The sequence below is a fragment of the Geodermatophilus sp. SYSU D01045 genome (assembly GCF_054050295.1).
On record NZ_JBJGZB010000014.1, the window covers coordinates 1 to 21877 of the forward strand.

The following is a 21877-nucleotide window of genomic DNA, read 5'->3' on the forward strand; positions in this document are numbered from 1 at the left end:
CCCCCCCCCCCCCCCCCCCCCCCCCCCCCCCCCCCCCCCCCCCCCCCCCCCCCCCCCCCCCCCCCCCCCGCCCGCCCCCCCCCCCCCCCCCCCCCCCGGGGGTGACGACTGCACTACGCTCGGTGGGCCATGCGGCCCGCCGACCTCGCCCTGCTGCGGACGCCGGGGACGCCGGCGGTCTCGCCGGACGGGCGCATGGCCGTGGTCGCGGTCAGCCGGCCCGACCTCGACGACGACGCCTACCGCGCCCAGCTGTGGGCCGTCCCCACCGACGGCTCGGCGCCGGCCCGCCCGCTGACCTCCGGCGCCCGCGACTCCGCCCCGGCGTTCTCCCCGGACGGCCGCTGGCTGGCCTACCTGTCGGCCGCGCCCGGCGGGCACCCGCAGCTGCACCTGCTGCCCACCGCGGGCGGCGCGCCGCGCCGGCTCACCGACGCGCCGCTGGGCGCCGGGGCCCCCGCGTGGTCGCCGGACTCCCGCCGGCTGGCCTGGGTGGCCCGTGTGCCCGAGGAGGGCCGCTACGGCACCGCCGAGGACGTGCCGCCGGAGGCCGAGCCCCCGCGGCTGGTCACCCGGCTGCGGCACCGGGTCGACGACGTCGGGTACACCGCCGACCGCCCCAGCTGCGTGTTCGTCCTCGACCTGCCCGAGGACCCGCTCGACGACACCGGTGACCCGCCCGAGGCGCGGCAGCTCACCGACGGCCGCGGCGAGGACACCGACGTCGCCTGGTCACCCGACGGGCGCACGCTGGCGTTCGTCTCCGCCCGGCACGCCCGCGCCGACCGCGACTGCGTCCGCGACGTGTGGCTGGTCCCGGGGACCGGCGGGGAGCCGCGCCGGGTCACCCGCGGCCGCGGCGAGTGCCGGCTGCCGGCGTTCGACCCGGCCGGGACCTGGATCTACGTGACCGCCCGCCCCGACCTCGGCCCCGACGGGCTCGACGTCGCCGGGCGCGGGCTGACGCTGTGCCGGGTGCCGGCCGCCGGCGGCCCGCTGGAGCCCGTGCTCGACCCGCGCGACACCCACCGCGGCGACGAGACGCCGGCGACGGTGCTGCACGGCGGCGCGGCGCTGGTCGGCGTCGAGCGGCGCGGCGCGGTGGCGCTGCTGCGGGTGCCCCTCGACGGCAGCGCCCCCGAGACGCTGGTCGAGGGGCCGTTCACCGTGCGCGGGGTCGCGGCCGGGGGCGGGGTGGTCGTCGCCGCCGTCGCGCACGACCGGTCGGCGGGGGAGCTGGTGGCGATCACGCCCGGACGGCGCCGGCTGCTCACCGGCTTCGGCGCCGCGCTCGGCGCCACCGGCCGGCTGCACCGCAGCACCGAGCGCACCGCCACGGCCCCCGACGGCGCGCCGGTGCACGGCTGGGTCACCGTGCCGGAGGGCCCGGGCCCGCACCCGGTGCTGCTGCTGGTGCACGGCGGGCCGTTCACCCAGTACGGCTGGTCGCTGCTGGACGAGGCGCAGGTGTACGCGTCGGCGGGGTACGCGGTGGTCCAGTGCAACCCGCGCGGCTCCTCCGGCTACGGGGAGGAGCACGCCCGCGCCGTCGTCCGGGCGTGGGGCGACCGGGACGCCGCCGACGTGCTGGCCTTCCTCGACGCCGCGCTGGCCGACCCGGCGCTGGACGCGGAGCGGGTCGGGGTCCACGGCGGCTCCTACGGCGGCTTCCTCACCGCGCTGCTGCTCACCCGCACCGACCGGTTCGCCGCGGCCGTCGTGGAGCGGGCGGTGACCGACCCGGCGTCGTTCGCCGGCTCCAGCGACATCGGCTGGTGGTACGCCGATGCGTACCTGGGCGCCGACGCGGTGAGCCCGCTGGCGCAGGCGTCGTCCATCCGCACGCCGACCCTCGTCGTCCACTCCGAGCAGGACGAGCGCTGCCCGGTCGAGCAGGGCCGGCGGCTGTTCGTCGCGCTGCAGCGGCAGGGTGTGCCCAGCGCGCTGCTGCTGTTCCCCGGCGAGGGCCACGAGCTGTCCCGCTCCGGCCGCCCCCGGCACCGGCTGGCCCGCTTCGAGCACCTGCTCGCCTGGTGGGACCGCTGGCTGCCGGTCGCCGCTCAGGCGGGCCGCAGCCGCGCGCCCTCGGCGGACACCACCAGCCGGCCGTCCACCCGGGTCGCCGGGAACACCGCGACGTGGCCGGGGGCCACCGGGACCGGCAGCCCGCCGTCGATCTCGTAGCGCGAGTTGGTGACCTTGCGGCGGGTGCCGGCCGGGTCGTCGGGGCCGACCGGCGGCGCGTCCGGCCGCAGCACGACGACCACCTCGGTGCAGCCCGGCGGCCAGTCCCAGCGCAGCCGGCCGCCCCGCAGCACGACGCCGGTGACCGGCGGCAGGGAGACGGCGGGGGGCCGCGGCCGGGCGTCCCCGCCGTGCGCCTCGGGGGCCGCGACGCCCAGCCGCGAGGCGACGACGACGTAGCCGGCGACCTCGCCGTACCCGCCGTCCTCCAGGGCGGTGACCGAGGTCGAGCCCACCACCTGACGGGTGCCGTCCGGGCGCACCCGCAGCACCCGGTACTCGACCGGGCCGGCGGAGGCCGACGCCGTCCAGCGCACCTCGCGGGCGCCTCCCGGGGCGGGGGTGACGACGACGTCGGTGGCCGGCGCGACGCCCAGCGCCGCGAGCTCGGCCCGGGCGGCGGGGTGGTCGGCGACCGCGTCGAGGGCGGCCAGCAGCGCCACCTCCCGGTCCCGGCCGGTCCGGGGCGGGGCGAGGACCGCGTCGGCCCGCGCGAGGGCCTCCCGCGACCGCCGGAGCAGCTCGGCGGCGTCCTCCCCGCCCGGGCCGGGGACGTCGGCGGCCGTGGCGACCAGCTGCTCGAGCGCGGCGGCCGCGGCCGCGTGCCGCCGGGCGGCGACGGCGGGACCCACGCCGCGCCAGGCGGCGACGGCGCGGGCCTCGGCCTCGGTGACCTCGTCGCGGACGGCCCGGATCGGCGGGTGCATCCCGTCCGCCGCGGCCGTCGCCGCGTCGGCGTGCCGGCGCGCGGCACGCGGCCGCCCGGCCCGCAGCGCCGCCCGCGCCGCGGACACCTCCGCCCGCCAGTCGCCCCGGCCGGGCCCGGGCGGCGGCGGGGCGAGCTCGACGGCGGTGCCGGCCGCGGCGGCCAGCTCGGTGACCACGGCGGCGGCGCGCCGCGGGTCGAGGCCGGCGGCCATCGCCTCCTGCACCAGCAGGTGGGCGTCGGCAGGGGTCAGCCGGTCCTCGACGAGCACCGCGGCGGCCACCCGCGGGCGCAGCGCCTCGCGGACGTCGGCGGCCAGCGCGTCGAGGTAGCGGCCCGGGTCGCCGTCGACCAGGAGCGCGCCCACGGCGGCCAGCAGGTCGTCGACGAGCGCCCTCCGCCGGTCGGGGCGGCGCTGCCGGTTGAGGACGAGCAGCGCGTCGCGGCGGCGGCGCACCGTGTCGCGGTCCGCCGTCGGGGGCAGCTCGAGGAAGGCGTGCAGGCCCGCCACCGGGGCGCCCTCGATGCGGCCGAGCTCCTCGAGCCCGTCGCGGACCTGCCGCAGGACGGCGTCGTCGGCGACCGGGGCGGCGCCGAGCTGCCGGTGCCGGCGCAGGCGCTCGGCGAACGCGGCGTCGTCGATGCCCGCGGCGGCGGCCAGGCCGCGCAGCCCGTCGACCTTGTCCGCCGGCACGCCGCCGAAGCGCTCGGCCAGCCGCTCCAGCGCGGCGTCGAGCTCCGCGAACCGGGCGGCCTCCCGCCGGTCCCGCTCGGCGCGGGTCTGCCCGGCCAGCCACTGCCGCCCGCCGGGGGTGCGCAGCTGCGCGGCGAGGGCGTCGTGCGACTGCAGCAGCGCGGTCACCAGCCCGCGGTACTTGGGGTGGTCGCGCTGCTTCTGCCAGAACGCCCAGACCTCGTCGACCCGGCGGGCGACCTCGTCGTCTGTCAGCGACCCCGCGGCCTCCAGCGGGAGGTCGTAGACCTCGAAGGGGTCGGTCGTGTCAGGGCCGCCGCGGCGCTCGATGGCGGCGAGGACCCGCTTGCGGTAGCCGGTGCCGTCGAACGGCGGCAGCGTCACCGGGTCAGTCCTGCCGGCGGCGGACCCGGCCGACCTGCGCGCGCTCGCGGGCGACGTCGGCCTGGCTCAGCGCCGCGCCGGTCTCCACGCGCACGGTCAGCGGGCGGTCGGCCAGCCCCTCGTGCAGCGCGGTGAGCTCGAGGATGCCGTCGAAGCCCATCCGCAGCACGACCTGGATCTCGGTGCCGGCGGGGTGGCCGGGCGGGATGTCCTCGATGGAGGCCTCGGCGAGCAGCTTGGCGTCCTCGGGCCGGGCGGACTCGGCGCCGCCGCCCTGCTCGACCACGCGGATGGTGACCACCCGCTGGTCGTCGTGGACGGTGCCGAACGAGCGGCGCACGGCCACCGGCAGCCGGTCGTCGCGGTGCACGAGGAAGACCGCCGACGGCTCGCCGAACCGGTCCAGCGCCAGGACGCCGAAGCCGCGGGAGACGGTGTTGAGGACCTGGATCTCCACGGTGCGCCGCACCTGCGCCGCGGTCAGGCCCACGGCGTCGCCGAGGCGGGCGCAGGCGGCGTCGACGTCGGCCTCGGCGGCGTACTCCAGCGGCGTGCCCGGGCCGAGCGCGCCGCGGGTGACCAGGTCGGCGGTGAGCAGCCGCTCCAGCTGCTTCTTGCGGCCGTGGACGGCGGCGCCCTTGGCGACGGCGAGGTCGGGGTCGTGCACCTCGGCCGGCACGCCGAGCTCGGCGGTGAGCCGCCGCGCGACGGCGGGCATGCGGGTCGAGCCGCCGACCAGCAGCACCCGGTCGATGCGGTCGACGCCGCGGGCGCGGGCCGCCGCGACCGCGGCGCGGGTCAGCTCCACCGTGCGGTCGAGCAGCCCCGCGGTGAGCCGCTCGAACTCCGCGCGGGTCACCGGCACGTCCACCCGGCGGCCGTCGTGCTCGACCGGCACGACGACGGACTCGCGGACGCTGAGCTCGCGCTTGGCCCGTTCGGCGGCGAGCACCAGCGCCTGGCCGCCGGCGCCGTCGTCGAGCGGGTCCTCGGCGTCGGGGTGGGCGGCGAGGAAGGCGTGCGACAGGTGGACGGCGAGCTTCTCGTCCCAGTCGGCGCCGCCGAGCTCGTGGTCGCCGTCGGTGGCGACGACGGCCAGCCGCCGGTCGGCCAGCTCCACGACCGCGACGTCGACGGTGCCGCCGCCGAGGTCGTAGACGAGCGCGACCTCCTCGAGGTGCCCGGCCGGGCCGCCGCCGTCGAGGCGGGCGAAGCCGTAGGCCAGCGCGGCCGCCGTCGGCTCGTTGATGACGTCGAGGACGGTCAGGCCCGCGTACTCGCCGGCCAGCCGGGTGGCCCGCCGCTCCTCGTCGCCGAAGTAGGCGGGCACGGTGATGACGACGTCCTGCACCGGGCTCTGCGTGGAGAAGCCCGTCTCGCTGACCAGTGCCTTGAGCACCAGGCTGCTCACCGCGGGCGCCGACCAGGACCGGCCGTGGCTGACGAAGCGCCACGTGCTGTCGCCCATGCGCCGCTTGACCAGCGTGCAGACGTCGTCGGGCTGTGCGCGGGCCAGCACGCGGGCACGCTCGCCGGTGACGTAGTCGTCGGGGCCGACGAACAGCACCACGCTGGGCAGCGTCGGGGCGCCGTCGAGGAGCGGGACGACCTGCGCGGTGCCGGACCCGTCGACCTGCGCCAGGCAGCTGTACGTGGTGCCCAGGTCGATCCCGTACACGGCAGGGGAGGGGGCACCGCGCGGCATGGGCCGGAGGGTAGCGGCGCCCCATAGGGTCGGGGGGACGTGTCCGCCGCTCAGAGCGCAGGTCGGCCCGGGTGGGCGACCTGCGGGGAGGCCTCCCTTGGTCGACTACACGAAGCGCCCGAAGTCCCCGCCGCCGCAGCCGGAGACGCCTCCGGCACCGCCGCAGCCGCCGCCGCACCAGCCCCCGCCGCCGGGTCAGCCGTACGGGCAGCCGCCGTACCAGGGGCAGCCCCCGTACCCAGCGCCCGGCCAGTACCCGCCGCCCGGGCAGCCGCCCTACCCGCCGCCGGGGCAGCCCTACGGGCAGCCGCCGTACCAGGGGCAGCCCCCGTACCCGCCGCAGGGGCAGCCCCCCTACGGCCAGCCGCCGCAGCAGGACCCGTACGGCCAGCAGGGGTACGGGCAGCAGCCGCCGGCCCCGCCGCAGCAGGGCGGCGTCAACATGGACAAGGTCTCGCTGACCAAGTCGGCGCCGTCGGTCTCGCTGACGAAGACCGCCGGCACCACCGGCGTCCTGCGGGTGAACCTGAACTGGAACGCCCGGCCCGGTGGTGGTGGTGGAGGCGGCGGTGGCGGCTTCCTCAAGCGGCTGGCCGCGGCCGCGGGCGGCGGCGCGATCGACCTGGACCTCGGCTGCCTCTACGAGTACGCCGACGGCTCCAAGGGCGTCATCCAGGCGCTCGGCAACGCCTTCCGCGGGCAGCACACGCTGGGCAACGGCGAGTCGATCGTGTGGCTCGACGGCGACGACCGCTCGGGTGCCAACAGCGGCGGCGAGAACCTGATGGTGAACCTGCAGCACACGCAGCTGATCCGCCGGATCCTCGTGTTCGCGCTCATCTACGAGGGCGTGCCGAACTGGGGCCAGGCCGACGCCGTCGTCACGATGTTCCCGGCCAACGGGCCGCAGATCGAGGTGCGCCTGGACGAGCACGACCCGCGCGCCCGCATCTGCGCGATCGCGATGCTGGAGAACCGGGGCGGGGAGCTCGTCGTCAACCGCGAGGTGCGCTACGTGCACGGCGGCCAGGACGTGCTCGACCGCACCTACGGCTGGGGCATGGACTGGACGCCCGGCCGCAAGTGAACCGGACCCCGGTGCCGTCGACGCGTTCACGGCACCGGGGTCCCGGCCCTCGGGGGCGGCGATCACGCCGCCCCGTGGCTGCGACACCCCCGATCTGATTCGCTGGCGCCATGGCGGTCGACGGGCGGAAGGGGCGTGCAGGTACGTCGCCAGGCCGTGAACCTCCGCGGATCACGCTCGAACACTGCCGGGACGGGGGCCGGTGGGACGGGCTGCTCCGAGACGTGGCCGGCTCGACCGCCTTCCACACCTGGGACTGGCTGGAGCTGCAGACCCGGGTGCACGGCTGGCGTCTCGAGCCGCTGGTCGTCCACGTGGACGCCCGTCCGGTGGGCGTGGCTCCGCTGCTGCTGTCCCGGCGCCGCCTGCTCATGGAGGCGCGGGTCCCGTTCCCCTACGTGGGGCCGGTCGTCCCACCGGAGCACCTGAGCGGGACACTCCTCGCGCTGGACGCATGGGCCCGGGAGCACCGGGTGGTGTCCTCGCGTGCGGAGTTCGCCCCGGGGCTGACCCACCCGGCTCAGGCGGCACCCCGGGCCCGGTGGGACGTGCACGAGGACCTCACCTGGGTGGTCGACCTGTCCCACGGGTCGGTGGAGGAGTTCTGGCGCAGCACCCGGCGTTCGGTGCGGCGCACCCTCCGCAGCGCAGAGCGGCGCGGGGTCGTCGTCCGGCCGAGCGGCAAGACGGAGGTGTGCCGATGGCTCCCCGTCTTCCTCGAGGAGGCGTACGGCGCACGAGGTCTGCCCTCGCCGTACCCCTCCGACATCGGAGAAGCGGTGTGGGAGCGGTACGGGGACCGGGAGGGGGTCTGCATGCTCTCCGCGTGGGTCGGCGAGGAGCCGGGCGGGCTGTCCCTCGCCTTCGGGCACGGGCAGACCCTCTACTCCTGGGCGGGCGGTGGCTTCCGGTCGCGCCGAGCCGACAACCCGGGCACGGCCCTCTACGTCCACGAGATCCTCTGGGCACTCGAGCACGGCTACCAGCACCTCGACGAGGTCGGGGCGGTCGACGAGGGCGTCAGTCAGTTCAAGCGTGCCTTCGGCGCCGAGCCGACGCCCTATCTCGTGGCCACCCGGACGCACGCGCCGGTCTGGCGGCAGGTCCGCCGGGCCTACCGGGTCGCCAAACAGGGTCGCGACCGGTTGGCCGCTGCGCGTCGAGGGCCGGCCGGGAGGGGCTGAGCGTCGGCCGTCGCCGTGCAGGCGCGGTGGCGGCCGTCCTCACCGGAGGTGTCAGGCGAGGGCCCGGCGCGACTCCTGGCACGGCGCGGCGGGTTCGTCGGGGTCGTTCGTCCGGCGCGGTCGTCGGGACCTCACGCGCATCAGGCGGTACCCCACGGAGCGCTGGAACTGGCGCAGACCCTCGGGGATCCCGCCCGGGTGCCAGGTGTCGACGAGGTACCGGACACCGCGTCGGGCCAGTGCCTCGACCAGGACCACGCACATCAGGTACCGGCTGTCGCTGTGCTCGGGACCGTGGCCGAGGGTGCGGAAGTAGCGGAGCAGAGCCCACTCGCCGTCGACCGGTGTCACCGAGAGCAGCAGCGGATGCCCCTGGGGGGAGTAGGCCGCCAGCCAGAGGTCGTGCTGCAGGAGGTCCTCGTTCTCGGGGACGTCGATGCGGTAGCGCGGATCGGGATGGGACCTCTCGGTCTCGTCGGCCAGCAGGACCAGTGCGCGCCGCTCGGCGGGGTCGTCGACGGGTCGACAGGTGATGCCGCGGCGCTGCGCTGCACGGAGCCGCCGACGGAGGGTCTGCTTGGCGCGCCCGTGCACGTACCCTCCCGGATCCGCCGGGACCCGCAGGACGGACACCCCGGTGGCCCCGAGCGTCGCGCCGACGAAGACGGGGCGTGACAACGCCTCGTACAGGGCCGTGCCCCCGGGACCGGTCGAGAACCGGGCCCTCGCTGAGGGGAGCCGAGCCGTCGCGACGAGGGCCAGGAGGCTCGCCAGCGGGTGCCGTACGACGAAGGACGCCAGTGATCGCCCGGAGCGACGGAAGTCCGAGTAGTACCGGGCGAGCGCCGACTCCGAGGTGCACGTCCCCAGCCGGACCCGCAGTCGGCGCCACCGGCCCGCTGGGTCGTCCGCCCCGGGGATCCCGGAGAGCCGGCCCCGGGGGACGTCCCCGTCCTGCGGGCTCGCGTGTGCCCCGGTGCCGTCACGACCACGCGGTTCTCGAGAGCCCACGGCCCGATCCTGCGGCATGACCTGGGGATGCTCACGTCGGACCGCCGAGGCGGTGACCCGGAAGCGTGAGGTTCGATGTCGCCGTACGACCCGGTCGGCGCGGGGGACGCCCGGTCACCGACACGGGCACGGGGGTGGGGCGACGCCCCGGACACGAGGGGAACGTGACACGGGTGAACGGGATGACCGCCGGCTTGAGGAGGGTCCGCCTCGTGATCGGACGGAGGCTCCGGGGGAGGGGGCTGACGGGAGTCGTCCACGAGTCGTGCAGGACCGTGGGCGCCGGCGTGCGGAGAGGGCGGATGTACCTCTCCGATCTCGCGCTCGACCTGCGGCTGGGCGTCCGCACCCGTGGACTCGCCGACAACGAGGCATCTCTGGCACCCCAGACGTTCGGGCGGGACCCCCACGCGTACGAGCCGGTGCACGCGGACTGGTGGCGTCGTGCCATGTCGGCGCTCCCGCCGGTCCACCCTGACGCGACCTTCGTCGACCTGGGGACCGGTCGCGGGAGGCCGCTGGTCCTGGCGGCGCGGATGGGTTTCCGGCGGATCGTCGGGGTGGAGCTCGACCCCGCGCTCGTGAGGACCGCTGAACGGAACGCGCGCAGGTGGAGTCGCCGGGATCCCGGCCTCGCCATGACCGTGGTGCACGCGGACGCAGCCACCTACCCGCTGCCCGACGGTCCGCTCGTTGTCTTCATGGCCAACCCCTTCGGCGCCGAGACGCTGCGCCGCGTCCTCGACCAGGTGGTGGCGCGCCACGGGCGGGGAGACGTGGTCGTCGTCTACTTCAACCCGGTCCACGCCGACGTCTTCGACGAGTACCCCTCGCTGGAGGTGCACGAGCGGGGTCCCGACTGGGCGGTCTACCGGCTCCCCGGACCGGAGGTCACGGCGTAGGCCGCCGTCCGTCGTCCGCCGGGTCGGGCGCCGTACGGCCCGGTCCCTGCCCACGTCGGGCAGCCCTGCTCGCCAGGACCTGCACCGCGCCCCACACCTTGGCGAGGTCCTTCGCCACGATGACCACCGGTGTGAGGGCGGCGGTGGCCAGCGGCCGTTCCTCGTGCCGGGCGCGGGCGAGGGGAACCCACACGTAGGCGACGCCACCCGCGGCGAGCACGGCGCGCAACCGGGGGCCGCCGATGCCGAGCCCCACGAGTCCGACGAGGTAGGCCAGGGCCCGGCCGAGGTCCCGCGCGAGGGCCTGACGGTCGGTCGCCTCGGCATCACCCCGTCCGTAGCGGACGTACATCCGCGCGGTGCCGCGCACCCCTGCCTGGTCCCAGACCAGGTCGGCGTCGGTGGTGAGCACGCACCGCAGCCCGCGCTCGGCGATCGACCGGCTCAGGTCGAGGTCCTCGTGCACTCGGATGTGCTCGGGCCAACCACCGACGGCCTCGAGTGCGGACCGCGTCACGGCGAGGGACCGTCCGGCGGGGCGCGTCGGGTCGAAGCGGCGCCCGAACAACACCGACCAGGCGGTGGTCACCGGACCGGCTCGGCGGACCTCCGCGACGTCCGGGTAGCACCCCACGGCGGACGCCGTCTCGAACACCGAGCGCCGACTCACCCGGTAGGCCCCTGCGACGAGGTCCGGTGGGGGCGTCTCGGCGAACGGTGTCCGCATCCCGTCGAGCCAGCCCTCGCCCCAGTGACAGCCGGCGTCGGTGAACGCGACGTGGGCGTGCCGGGACACCGCCACGCCGGCGTTGCGGGCCGCACCCGCGCCGGCGTTCCGCTGCAGGCGCACCACGCGGACGCGGGGGTCGCGCGTCGCTGCGCGCTCCGCCCGCTCGCCGGTGTCGTCAGGACTGCCGTCGTCGACGACGACCAGCTCGTCGTCCTGCCGCAGCTGGGGCAGGAGCGTCTGGACGAGGTCGTCGACGAGCGCTCCCTCGCGGTAGACCGGGACCACGACGCTCACGGGCGGAGCGGTCGCCGGGTCGATGCCCGCCCCGGGTCGTCCGACGGCCTCCGCCAGCACTCCCGCCAGGCGGTGGGCGACCTCGCGCGACGGGGGGCCGTCGTCTCCGAGGGCGGACGGTGGCAGGTCCAGCCGGCCCGCGTCGTCACCGTCGCCCGCCCCTGGTGAGGACAGGAGCACGGCGGCGGCCCGACGCGTCACGCGTCCGGGCGGGACGTGGCCGTCGTCGAGGACGACGACGCGATGACCCGTGAGCGTCCCCGCGACGACGGCGACGGCGGCTGCCGTCGCACCGTGGGCCAGCACCACGTCCGGATCGAGGGAGCGCAGGACCGCGACGAGCCGGCCCGTGCCGGCCAGCACCCGTCGCGGCCCGTCTCCGAGCCGGTGCACGGTGGGGCGGAGCCGATCGGTGGCGGCGACGAGGCGGAGGACCCGGTCGTCCTCCGGCTCCCCGGCGTCACCGGGTGCCGAGGGTGAGGCCGGGATGACGAGCACCCGCAGCGGCGCGCCCGGCCGCGAGTGCCCGGGCACCGCGCCGGCCGGGGACGAGGGGACGGATCTCACCCACCGGAGCTTTCCCGATCCCCGCGCTCCTGCGCACGCCGGGAGGCTGGCCCCAGGTCCGTGCAGCCCAGGCGCGCGGCAGTGGTCCGGAGGCCCGAGGATGGGAGTCGTCCGTCCCGGCCCGTCCTCGGGGTCCGGACGGCCGCAGGGGCGTGGCCACGAGGCGGACTCGCAGGTCCAGGGGGGAGGGGACATGGCTGACGGGGTCCCGCGTGTGCTGCACGTGTCACAGCCGACCACCGAGGGCGTCGCGCGCTGCGTCGTCGACCTGGTGGTGCACCAGGTGGCACAGGGGTGGGAGGTCACCGTCGCCTGCCCCCCGGAAGGCGATCTGCCGGTGCGTGCGGCGGCAGCGGGAGCCGAGGTCCGCACCTGGGTGGCGTCCCGCGCTCCCGGGCCGACCGTCCCGTCGGAGACCGTGCGGCTCGGTCGGCTGGCCCGCGAGGTGGCTCCCGACCTCGTGCACCTCCACAGCGCCAAGGCCGGGCTGGCCGGGCGGCTGGCTCTCCGGGGCAGGATCCCCACCGTCTACCAGCCGCACGCCTGGTCCTTCCTGGCTGTCCAGGGGCCGGTCCGCTCGGCCTCGCTGCAGTGGGAGCGGTGGGCGCTCGGGTGGACCGACCGTGTGGTCTGCGTGAGCCTCGCCGAGTGCGAGGACGGACTCCGCGCCGGCCTCCGCCTGGAGGGCAGGACCGTCGTGGTCCCCAACGGGGTCGACACGGAGCACTTCACGCCCCGGGAGCGCGCCGTGGCGCGGGCTCGGCTCGGCATCGGGCCCGGCCCCCTCGCCGTCTGCGTCGGCCGGCTGAGCCGCCAGAAGGGCCAGGACGTGCTGATCGAGTCCTGGCCGGGTGTCCAGGACGCCGTTCCGGGCGCCACCCTGGTGCTCGTCGGTGATGGTCCGGATCGGGAGGAACTGGCAGCACGGGCGCCGGACGGGGTCCGGTTCGCCGGACGGGCCGAGCCCCGGGACTGGTACACGGCAGCGGACGTGGTGGTCCTCCCCTCGCGGTGGGAGGGGATGGCGCTGGTGCCCCTGGAGGCGGCGGCGTGTGGCCGGAGCGTGGTCGTCACCGACGTCGCCGGAGCTCGGGAGGCGGTCCCCGACGAGGCCGCCTCGGCGATCGTCCCGCCGGAGGACGCAGCCGCCCTCGCAGCGGCCCTGGTCGCCCGCCTGGGGGACCGGGAGTCGGCAGACCGCGAGGGCGAGCTCGCCCGTCGCCACGTGGTGCAGCACCACGACGTCCGTCGCAGCACCGACTCGGTCCTCGCCGTCTACCGCGACGTGCTCGGCGCTCGCGCTCGGGGGGGCGCGTCGTCGACCAGCAGCCATGACCCCGCCGGCTGACCCGGCGCCACCGGAGCTCCCTCCGCTGCGACGACTCGCTCGCCGGGCCCTCGTCACGGTCGCCGTGGTCGCCGCCGTGCTCGTCTCGTCCACCGCCCCGCTCGCCCGCGCGGACGAGCCCGCGCAACTCGGCCGGGTGTTGGAGACGGGGGTGGAGGTGTTCTCGTTGTGGCGGGACTGGCCGGTGAACGAGCTGGTGCTGGACCGGGTGGTGGAGTCCGGGTCGGGCTGGGTGCGGGTGGGGGTGGGCTGGTGCTCGCTGGAGGAGGCCGGGCCGGGGGTGGTGTCGGAGTGGTACCTGCAGCGGTTGGACGCCACGGTGGCCGCGGCGGCGGCGCGGGGGTTGCAGGTGCTGGCCACGCTGGGCTGCACGCCGGGGTGGCTCAGTGGCAGCGACTCGTTGACGGTGTTGCCGCCGGCCGGGCGGGTGGGGGAGTTCGGGCGGGTGGCGGCGTGGCTGGCCGGGCGGTACGCGGGGCGGATCGCGGCGTGGGAGATCTGGAACGAGCCGGACTGCTCGGCCGGGACCGGGTGCGGAGCGACCGCTCCGGAGGTGTACGTGCCGGTGCTGCAGGCCGGCTACCGCGGGATCAAGGCGGGGGATCCGGCGGCGGTGGTGGTCTCGGGCGGGACCAGCGGGGTGAACGCCGCGTGGGTGGCGGGCCTGTACGCGGCCGGGGGCGGGGGGTGGTTCGACGCGCTGGGCCTGCATCCCTACCAGGGGCCGGCGGCCGAGCCGCCGGAGGCGCCGCCGGCCGAGCACCCGTACCGGATCGCCAACGTGGAGCGGGTGCGGCAGGTGATGGTCGGAGCCGGGGACGCGGAGGTGCCGGTGTGGTTCACCGAGTTCGGGTGGAGCACCGGCGGCGGGGAGGGGTGGTTCGCCGGGGTGGACGAGGCGACCCAGGCCGACTACCTGGCGCGGGCGATCGACCTGGTGCAGCAGCAGTACCGGTACGTGACCCACGCGTTCGTGTTCACCGTCCGGGACCGGGATGACTGGAACGCCTACGAGAACAACTTCGGGCTGACCCGCCTGGACGGGACACCCAAACCGGCACTGGCGGCCCTCCGCGCCGCCAACGACCACCTCGCCGACCTCCGAGGGGCGGCGACGGGACGGGCCGGGGACGCGGGGCCGTGACGCGCGACCGCGTGGCGGTTCCGGACCCGTTCGCACTCCTCCCTTGGGGCCACCCCACGTTGCGCCGGGCACGGAGCGTGGGGAGGGTGTGCTCCTGACGTCCGGATTCGGGGCCGGCGGTGGCAGCGGGACGGCGTCGTGAGCGTGCCCAGAGGAAGTGCATGAGCGAGTCGACCCCTCGAACCGCGTTGTTCGTGCTGCCCGGCCTCCAGTTGGGCGGGGCCGAGCGGCACGTGGTGCTGCTGGCACAGCACCTGGACGAGCAGCGTTGGCGGTCACGCGTAGTCACCTTCCGTGACGGCCCTTACGGTGACGAACTGCGGGCGTCCGGGATCCCGGTCGACCTGGTGCCCGAACCGGAGGGAGCGGGCGGCGTCCTGCGCACGGCGGCAGGGATCCGCGGACTGCTGCGCCGGCACCGCCCCGCGGTCGTCACCGCCCAACACTTCGCGGCCGACCTCCCGGTCCGTCTCGCGCTGCTGCAGCACCGGGTGATGGCCGGTGGTCCGATGCCCTACGTCGTCTGGAAGCACACCTACGGCCACGTCGGCCACCGCGGGACCCGTGAGCGCGTCGTCGAGTCGGGGCTCGGCCGGCTGGTCACCGGCTACGCCGCCGTGTGCTACACGCAGGTCACCTACCTCCGCGGCCAGCTGGGTCTCCCCGCCCAGCGGATGGAGGTCGTCCAGAACAGCCTGCCCGCGACGAGCGTGGGGGACGGCCGAGCGGCACTCGCAGCCGCCGTCCCGGGGGGACTGCCCGGGCCGGTCGCCGTCGTCGTCGGCGCGCTGCGGGCGGACAAGGGCCACCGTGACCTGCTCGAGGCGTGGCGAGACGTGGCCCGGAAGGTGCCCGGCGCCTCCCTCGTCGTGGTCGGGGACGGGCCCGAGCGGGCGGCACTGGAGCAGGTCGCGGCACAGCCCGGGATGGAGCGGGTGCACCTCCTCGGTGCGCGGGTCGACGCTCCGCTCCTCGCGGCCGGTGCCGACGTCTTCGTGCTGGCGTCCTACAACATCGAGTGCTTCCCGTACGCGGTGCTCGAGGCCATGGCCGGCGCCGTCCCGGTCGTGGCGACGGCCACCGGCGGGCTCGCGGAGATGGTCGACCACGGAGTGACCGGGCTCCTGGTACCCCCCCGGGCGCCGCAGGCGCTGGGTCGGGCGCTGGTCGAGGTCCTCGGTTCGCCCGCGCGCGCCGCCGAGTTGGGTGCCGGTGGGCGACGCCGCCTGGCCGAGGTGTTCCCGTTCGACCGGTGGGTGTCCGAGGTCAACGACCTGTACGACACGTGGTCCACCGTGCCGGGGAGGTCGGCGTGACGTCCGGCAGTGTCGGGTCGCCCCGGGGGACCGGAGGCCGGCACGCGCTGGACGAACGCAGGGGCGCCGCGCGTCTGTGGCGGCTGCTCCGGCTGCCGCTGGTCCTGGCCGTGCTCGGAGCCGTGGCCGGTGTCGCGGTGAGCCTGGCCGGTGGTGCGCAGTGGGAGGCGGAGTCGACGGTGGTGTACACCCCGCTCTCCCAGGACCCGGTGGTCTTCCCCGGCGGCAACCCGGCGTCGGCCGACCGCGAGCTGGCCGGTGCTGCCGCGCTGGCCGCGTCCGAGGCCGTCCTCGCCCCGGCAGCCGACCGGCTCGGCACGGGCGAGAGCTGGACGGACCTCCGGGACGTGGTCACGGTGACCCCGAGCCCCAGCTCCGGCGTCATCTCCGTGTCCGTCACCGGGCCCGGGGCCGAGGACGCCGCGGCGCGGCTCGATGCCGTGGTCACCTCCTTCGCCGACGTCGCGCGACAGCAGGCGGTGGACACGGCGAACGCAGCAGCGGCCGCTGCTGCGGACGATCCGACGGGGTCCGACGGGGGAGCCTCCGAGGACCTGCGCGCCCGGGCGGAGGTCCTCGCCCGGACCGCGAACCCGGTGCGGGTCCTCAGTACCACCCCGGCCGTCCAGACGTCACCGGCCGTCCCGCGGGACGCCGCGACGGGCGCGGTCCTGGGCCTGGTCGTCGCCGCTGCGTTCCTCGCGGTCCGTTCCGCCCGGCCGTCCCGTGTGACCTCCCTGCGGGACGTCGGCGAGGTGTTCGGTCTCCCCGTGGGCGTCATCCGCGCCGGCCAGGTCGTCCCCGGATCCGAGCGGCTGGTCGAGGACCTGCAGGGACTCGGTGGGCACGGGACCACACACCGGCTGGTCGTCGTTCCCGCCGGTGCCGCCTCGGTGGCGGCCGCGCAGGAGGTCGCCGCGGTGCTCCGGGACACCATCCCGGTGGACCGACCCGTCGGGGAACACGTCGCGGTGGCGGACGGCGGGACGGTCGTCGAGTCGGGACCGGGAGTCAACCGGGTCCGGGTCACGGCCGACCCGACGACGGCCGTGGTCGCCCCGGCCCTGAGGGAGGCCACGGCGATCGTGCTCGCAGTGGAGGTGGGCGCTCCGTTGCGGGAGGTCCGGACCGTGCAGCGCCTCAGCCAGCAGTGGGAGCGTCCGGCGGACGCCGTCCTCGTGATGGGGTGACGGTGGGCGGGAGGTCCGGTGTCACCGGCGGGCACGCCCGGGACGTCGTCTGATGTCGGGCGTCCTCGCCGTCCTCGGGCTGGGTGCTGTGCTCGGCGCGGCCTGGCTCCTGGCATGCCGGCCCTGGCTGGCGCCGTGGGCTGTCGTGTTCCTGTTCGGCACGACCGCGGAGCTGCGTCTCCGGCTCTCGGACACCTTCGGTGTCGCCAAGGACGCGCTCGTCGTCCTGCTGCTCGCCGTGACGGTGGCAGCGGTGCTCCGGGGGCGCACGTCCCTGGCGGCGCGGCTGCCGCCGCTCTCCGTGGGGTTCCCCCTGACCGTGCTCCTCGCTCTCTACCTGCTCGATCTCGGCGGCGACCACGGCGGCGGTTGGCTCTTCGGGACACGCCTGCTGGTGGAGCCACTGCTCCTGCTGGTCGTCGGGTTGACCACCCCACGACCCGATGCCGCGCTGCGTCACCTCGTGCGCGCGATGACCGTCTTCCTCCTGGCCCAAGCGGTCCTCGCCTGGATCCAGCAGGCGGTCGGCCCGGACGCGCTGGTGTACCAGTGGGGTTACGCGTTCGGCTCGCAGGTGCGGCTCACCTCCGGTGGAGGGCTGCGCAGTCCCGGCACCTTCGAGGAGTCCTTCTCCCTCGCCGCCTTCGCCGTCCTCGGTGCCTGCCTGGCTCTCACGGTCGCGTCCCGACGGCAGGCGGTGGTCCTGTGGATCTCCGTCGCGGCCATCCTCGGCGCCACCCAGGTCCGCACCGCGGTCCTGCAGCTGGCCGTCCTCGCGATCCTGGTCCTGCTCCGACAGGGCAAGATCCGTGCGGCCGTGGTCGGCGTCGTGGGAGCCGTCTCCGGGGCGGTCCTCGTCGCCGGCGTCTACCTCGTGTCGGCCACCGTCCCCGGGGGACCGGTCCGCCCGCTGCTGTTCACCCTCAACGGGCGCTTCGACGCGTGGGCGGTCGCCTACCGGGACGTCTCGACCCTGGTGCGGGGCAACGGGGTCGGAATGCTCGGTGCCGGCTCGACGCGGGCCGAGGCCGGCCTGGTCTCAGCGGCGCCCGCGTACGACCCGGATCGCGAGAGCACGGCGTTCTTCGCGGGTGACCCCTCGTTCCTGGACTCGTCGTGGGCCCAGGTCCTGTCCGACGTGGGGCTCGTCGGGGTGATCGCCCTGCTGTGCGCCGTGATCGCCTACGCGGTGTGGCTCAGCGAGCCGGCGCGGCGTGGCAGCGCCGCGGCCTGGCTGGGCCTGGCCGTCCTCGCCGTGTCGGTCGTCGACTGGGTCTCGCGGACCACCCTGGGCAGCTACCCCACCGGCTTCACGACCTTCTACCTGCTGGGTGTCGCGACGGGGGCCGCCGTCACGGTGGGGCGCGATCGGACACGACTCCCGAGGACGGAGCCAGCCACGTGACAGCACTCGAGCCCGACGACGTCCTCTCGAAGGGCAGGCTCGTCCGCATCGGCGTCGCCGCGGCGTTGGTCTCGCGGATCTTCGGGCGGCTCGTCGGCGTCGTCCTGGTGGTGGTGCTGGCGCGCGTGGCCGACCCCGTCACCGTCGCGCTCTACGGCTTCCTGCTGGGCACCGTGACGCTGATGGCCAGCCTCACCGACCTGGGGGTGGCCAGTCTCGCGGGCAGGGACGTCGCGGCACGGGTCGCCACGGCGCCCGCGGCCCTCCGCTCGGCCCTGGGTCCCCAGGCCCTGTCCACCGCCGCAGCCGTGGTCCTGACCTGCGGCGTGGCGGTCCTGGCCGGCCCGGCGGGCGTGGACGCGGCCGTGCTCGTCCCCTGCTCGGTGTTCGTCGTGGCCAACTCGGTGTTCAACCTGTGGGGCGAGGTGCTGCGGGGCGCCGGCAAGGTCGTCCTCGAGGGCGTCCTGCAGGGAGTCAGCGCGCTGCTGCTCGTCACGACCGGCTCCCTGGCGGTCCTGGCGGGCGCGGGGATCGTCCCGTTGCTGTGGATCGTCGCGGGCAAGGAACTCGTCGTCCTCGCCGTCGCGGCCGTCTGGTTGCGGCCGAGCGCCAGGAGGGACGGCGGGTTGACCTTCGGAGCGCTGCTGCGCCGCAGCGCGTGGCTGGCGATCGCGGGAACCGCCCTCGTGCTCCTGTGGCGGCAGGGCACCCTGCTGGTGAGCGGCCTGGCGCCCGCACGTGCCCTCGCGGACTACGTCGTGGCCACGCGGTTGCTGGACGCCAGCGTCACGCTCGCGCACACACTGGGCATCGGTCTGTTCCCGGGGATCGCGGCCCTCGCGGCCGAGGCGCCCGCGGCAGCGCGCGCTCAGGCCCGGCGCTATCTCGTCGGGGCGGTGGGGGTGTCCATACCCTTCGCGGTCCTCGGGGTGGCCGTGGCCGGTCCCGTGACCCGGGGTGTCTTCGGTGACCAGTGGCAGTCGGCCGTCCCGGCGGTGCGTGTGCTCGTGGCCATCACGCCGCTCATCCTGCTCGGCTACCTGCTGTGGTTCGTGCTGCTGGCCGAGGGACAGGAGCGGTGGCTGTGTGCCGGCGCAGTGGCCGCCGCGGTGACGTCGGTGGGCGTGACCGCCGCCCTGCTGGCCGTCCACCCGCAGGCCGAGGCGGGTGCGTGGGGGACGGGTGCCGGCGCTCTGACACTGGTCGTGGTGCTGGCGGCACGTGCGTGGAGGACCCGCGCTGCCGGACACCCGCCCGGCGCCTCGACCCCGGCGGTGCTCCCCGGGTCCTCGGGGAGGGAGGCGTCCACGCCGTAGGCGGGTCCGTGCCTGCGGACCGGCCCGCTGGGGGCGGGCAGCGCGTGGTCCGACCGACGGACGCGCTGGGCGCCCGGCGGTCAGGACGTGCTCGACCGCACCCACGGCCGGGGCACGGACTGGACCCCCGGCCGCAGGTGACCCGCCGGGCCGGCACCGATCAGGCGGTGCGTGTCCGCGATGGCGCCCCGTCGTCCGCGGCCTTCCGCGGCGCGGGCGCTGCGCGGCGCGAGGGGATCTCGGGCATCGGGCCGCCGGCGGTGAGCCGGTAGGCCTCCGCCAGCCGGCGCAGGAGCGCGGCCTTCTCCGCGGGCCGCATCGCGGAGCGCATGTTCTTCTCCGCCTGGTCCCTGATCGCGGTGAACAGCGCTTCCTGCGCCTCTTGCTTCGCCTGGGAGTGCATCGGAGGCCTCCTCGTGACCTGCAGCCAGCCGTCCTGGCCTGCACGGATGGTCGCACCGGGAGGCCCTCCGCCGCAGGTCACCAGCCGCGGGCGCGCCACTCCGGCAGCGACGGGCGCTCGGCGCCCAGCGTCGTGTCCCTCCCGTGGCCGGGATAGACCCACGTGTCGTCCGGGAGGACGGCGAACAGCCGCTGCTCGACGTCGTCGATGAGGCTGGCGAACCGCTCCGGGTCCTGCTGCGTGTTGCCGACGCCGCCCGGGAAGAGGCTGTCGCCGGTGAAGACGTGCGTGCCGGCGCCCTCCGGCCCCCGCCAGACCAGCGCGACGCTGCCCGGCGTGTGCCCGCGCAGGTGCACCACCTCCAGCACCTGCTCGCCGACCTCGACGGTGTCGCCGTGCGCGACCGTCCGGTCGACGGGGACGGGCAGGTCGCCGGCGTCGGCGGCGTGCGCCACCGTCCGCGCCCCGGTGGCCGCGACGACGTCGGGCAGCGCGCGGTGGTGGTCCCAGTGCCCGTGCGTGGTGACGACGGTGCGCAGGTCGGCGCCGCCGATCAGGGCGCGCAGCGTCTCCGGTTCGGCGGCCGCGTCGACGAGCAGCGCCTGCCCCGTCGCGGTGTCCCGCAGCAGGTAGGCGTTGTTGGCCATCTCGCTGACGGCGACCTTGCTGATGGTGAGCCCGGGCAGCTCCCGCACGTCGGCCGGTCCGCCCACCTCGACGTCGCCGGTGTAGGTCATCGGGCCTCCGTTCGAGAAGTGTCGGCGACCGCGGTTACGGTCGCCCGCATGGACGCTAGCGGAGCTCCGGGCGGCGCCCGGCTCGTCGGCCTGCCCGCCTCCGTCCTCGCCGCGCGCGTGCGCGCGGGCGAGGTGTCCGCGGTCGAGGTCGTGCGCGCGCACCTGGCCCACCTCGCCGAGGTCGAGCCCCGGATCGGCGCGTTCCGCGTGGTGCGGGCCGAGGAGGCGCTGGCCGAGGCGGCCGCGGTGGACGCCGACCCGCGCCGGGCCGTGCTGCCGCTGGCCGGCGTCCCGGTCGCGGTGAAGGACAACGTCGGCGTCGCCGGGGAGACGGTGACCGACGGCTGCGCCGCCCACTCGACCACCGCGGACGCCGACCACGAGGTGGTCGCCCGGCTGCGCGCCGCGGGCGCCGTCGTCGTCGGGGTCACCCGGGTCCCCGAGCTGTGCCTCTACGCCGCCACCGACGGGCCGGGCACGGTCACCCGCAACCCCTGGGACACCGCGCTCTCCCCGGCCGGGAGCTCCGGCGGCAGCGCGGCCGCGGTCGCCGCGGGCGCGGTGCCGCTGGCGCACGGCAACGACGGGATGGGCTCGCTGCGGCTGCCGGCCGCCGCGTGCGGCCTGGTCACCCTCAAGCCCGGGCGCGGCGTGCTGCCCGGCGGCATCGGCGCCGACGACTGGTCGGGCATGGCGGTCAACGGCGTGCTGGCCACCACGGTCGAGGACGTCGCGCTGGGCACCGCCGTCCTGGCGGGGGAGGACGCCGGCCTGGGCTGGTCGGCGCCGGACCCGGGCCGCCCGCTGCGGATCGCCGTCGGCCGGCGCTCCCCGGTGGCCGGCTCGCGGCCGGACGGACCGGCGCGGGCGGCGGTCGAGCGGACGGCGCGGCTGCTGCGCGGCGCGGGGCACGTCGTCGTCGAGCGCGACCCGGTGATCCCGACCGGCGCCGCGGTCGGCGCGATCGCCCGCTGGCTGGCCGGCGCGGAGGACGACGCCGCCGCACTCGGGCTGGACCGGGCGGCGCTACAGCCGCGCAGCCGCGCCCACGCCCGGCTCGGCCGGCTGGCCCGGCGGGCCGGTCTCGTGCGCCCGGCGACCGCCGAGCGGTTCCGCGAGCGGACGGCGGCGTTCTTCGCCGAGGACGACCTCGACGTGCTGCTGACCCCGATCACCAACGGCCCGCCGCTGCCGGCGCGGCCGTGGCACGAGCGCGGGTTCCTGGCCAACGTCACCGCCAACGCGCGGTGGGCGCCGTGGGCCTCGCCGTGGAACCTGGCCGGTGTCCCGGCGGTCGTGCTGCCCGTCGGGACGCGCGAGGAGGGGGTGCCGCTGGCGGTCCAGCTGGTCGGCCCCCCGGGCAGCGAGACGCGACTACTCTGGCTGGCCGGAGAGCTGGAGCGACGCGCGCCCTGGCGCCGTCACGCCCCGGTGTTCGACCCCGCCGGAGCGCCGTCCCCGGCCTCCGTCTGAGCACCCGCACCCGGCGGCAACGTCGCCGTCGTCACGG

The 21877-nt window shown here is 76.6% G+C and carries 17 protein-coding genes; 12 read left to right on the forward strand and 5 right to left on the reverse strand.

What is annotated here, in order from left to right; genetic code table 11:
* Nucleotides 1-129 precede the first annotated feature (129 nt).
* Complete coding sequence (locus tag ACI798_RS13050; protein ID WP_457048096.1) at nt 130-2184, forward strand: prolyl oligopeptidase family serine peptidase; 2055 nt, start codon at nt 130-132, stop codon at nt 2182-2184.
* A 1848-nt stretch (nt 2185-4032) separates the two neighbouring features.
* Here ACI798_RS13050 and ACI798_RS13055 read toward each other — a convergent pair.
* Complete coding sequence (locus ACI798_RS13055; protein WP_457048097.1) at nt 4033-5733, reverse strand: Hsp70 family protein; 1701 nt, start codon at nt 5731-5733, stop codon at nt 4033-4035.
* 97 nt (nt 5734-5830) lie between these two features.
* Between ACI798_RS13055 and ACI798_RS13060 the strand changes: the two genes are divergently transcribed.
* Nucleotides 5831-6820, forward strand: coding sequence for a TerD family protein (locus tag ACI798_RS13060; protein ID WP_457048098.1), 990 nt, complete (start codon nt 5831-5833; stop codon nt 6818-6820).
* A 224-nt stretch (nt 6821-7044) separates the two neighbouring features.
* On the forward strand, nt 7045-8004 hold the full coding sequence (locus ACI798_RS13065; protein WP_457048099.1) for a GNAT family N-acetyltransferase: 960 nt from the start codon (nt 7045-7047) through the stop codon (nt 8002-8004).
* A gap of 51 nt (nt 8005-8055) precedes the next feature.
* Here the strand turns inward: ACI798_RS13065 and ACI798_RS13070 are convergent, their stop codons facing one another.
* Complete coding sequence (locus ACI798_RS13070) at nt 8056-8598, reverse strand: hypothetical protein (RefSeq protein ID WP_457048100.1); 543 nt, start codon at nt 8596-8598, stop codon at nt 8056-8058.
* 599 nt (nt 8599-9197) lie between these two features.
* On the opposite strand from ACI798_RS13070, the gene ACI798_RS13075 reads away from it, so the two are divergent.
* Complete coding sequence (locus ACI798_RS13075; protein ID WP_457048161.1) at nt 9198-9917, forward strand: methyltransferase domain-containing protein; 720 nt, start codon at nt 9198-9200, stop codon at nt 9915-9917.
* Here the strand turns inward: ACI798_RS13075 and ACI798_RS13080 are convergent.
* Nucleotides 9907-10941 carry a glycosyltransferase gene (locus ACI798_RS13080; protein WP_456943472.1) on the reverse strand — a complete coding sequence of 345 codons (1035 nt, stop codon included), beginning with the start codon at nt 10939-10941 and terminating at the stop codon, nt 9907-9909. The genes ACI798_RS13075 and ACI798_RS13080 overlap by 11 nt on opposite strands.
* 216 nt (nt 10942-11157) lie before the next feature.
* Between ACI798_RS13080 and ACI798_RS13085 the strand changes: the two genes are divergently transcribed.
* The 7 genes from ACI798_RS13085 (at nt 11158) to ACI798_RS13115 (ending at nt 19227) form a co-directional block, all read left to right on the forward strand.
* Entirely contained in the window at nt 11158-11421 is a 264-nt protein-coding gene (locus ACI798_RS13085; protein WP_457048101.1) for a hypothetical protein, read from the forward strand.
* A gap of 280 nt (nt 11422-11701) precedes the next feature.
* A complete protein-coding gene (locus ACI798_RS13090) occupies nt 11702-12856 on the forward strand; it encodes a glycosyltransferase (RefSeq protein ID WP_457048102.1) in 1155 nt (384 codons plus the stop codon).
* Between the two features lie 64 nt (nt 12857-12920).
* Complete coding sequence (locus tag ACI798_RS13095; RefSeq protein ID WP_457048103.1) at nt 12921-14000, forward strand: cellulase family glycosylhydrolase; 1080 nt, start codon at nt 12921-12923, stop codon at nt 13998-14000.
* A gap of 161 nt (nt 14001-14161) precedes the next feature.
* The gene (locus ACI798_RS13100) at nt 14162-15316 is read left to right on the forward strand and encodes a glycosyltransferase family 4 protein (RefSeq protein ID WP_457048104.1); all 1155 of its coding nucleotides are present in this window, start codon (nt 14162-14164) and stop codon (nt 15314-15316) included.
* Entirely contained in the window at nt 15313-16506 is a 1194-nt protein-coding gene (locus ACI798_RS13105) for a hypothetical protein (RefSeq protein ID WP_456943105.1), read from the forward strand. The genes ACI798_RS13100 and ACI798_RS13105 overlap by 4 nt, the downstream gene beginning before the upstream one ends.
* Nucleotides 16507-16558: 52 nt before the next feature.
* On the forward strand, nt 16559-17911 hold the full coding sequence (locus ACI798_RS13110; RefSeq protein WP_457048105.1) for a hypothetical protein: 1353 nt from the start codon (nt 16559-16561) through the stop codon (nt 17909-17911).
* The gene (locus tag ACI798_RS13115) at nt 17908-19227 is read left to right on the forward strand and encodes a lipopolysaccharide biosynthesis protein (protein ID WP_457048106.1); all 1320 of its coding nucleotides are present in this window, start codon (nt 17908-17910) and stop codon (nt 19225-19227) included. The genes ACI798_RS13110 and ACI798_RS13115 overlap by 4 nt, the downstream gene beginning before the upstream one ends.
* Before the next feature lie 160 nt (nt 19228-19387).
* On the opposite strand, the gene ACI798_RS13120 is transcribed toward ACI798_RS13115, so the two are convergent.
* Entirely contained in the window at nt 19388-19630 is a 243-nt protein-coding gene (locus ACI798_RS13120) for a hypothetical protein (protein WP_456943108.1), read from the reverse strand.
* Between the two features lie 77 nt (nt 19631-19707).
* Nucleotides 19708-20367 (reverse strand): MBL fold metallo-hydrolase, encoded by a 660-nt coding sequence (locus ACI798_RS13125; RefSeq protein ID WP_457048107.1) that lies wholly within the window; start codon nt 20365-20367, stop codon nt 19708-19710.
* 48 nt (nt 20368-20415) lie between these two features.
* Between ACI798_RS13125 and ACI798_RS13130 the strand changes: the two genes are divergently transcribed.
* A complete protein-coding gene (locus tag ACI798_RS13130) occupies nt 20416-21840 on the forward strand; it encodes an amidase (RefSeq protein WP_456943110.1) in 1425 nt (474 codons plus the stop codon).
* The last annotated feature ends 37 nt before the right edge of the window (nt 21841-21877 follow it).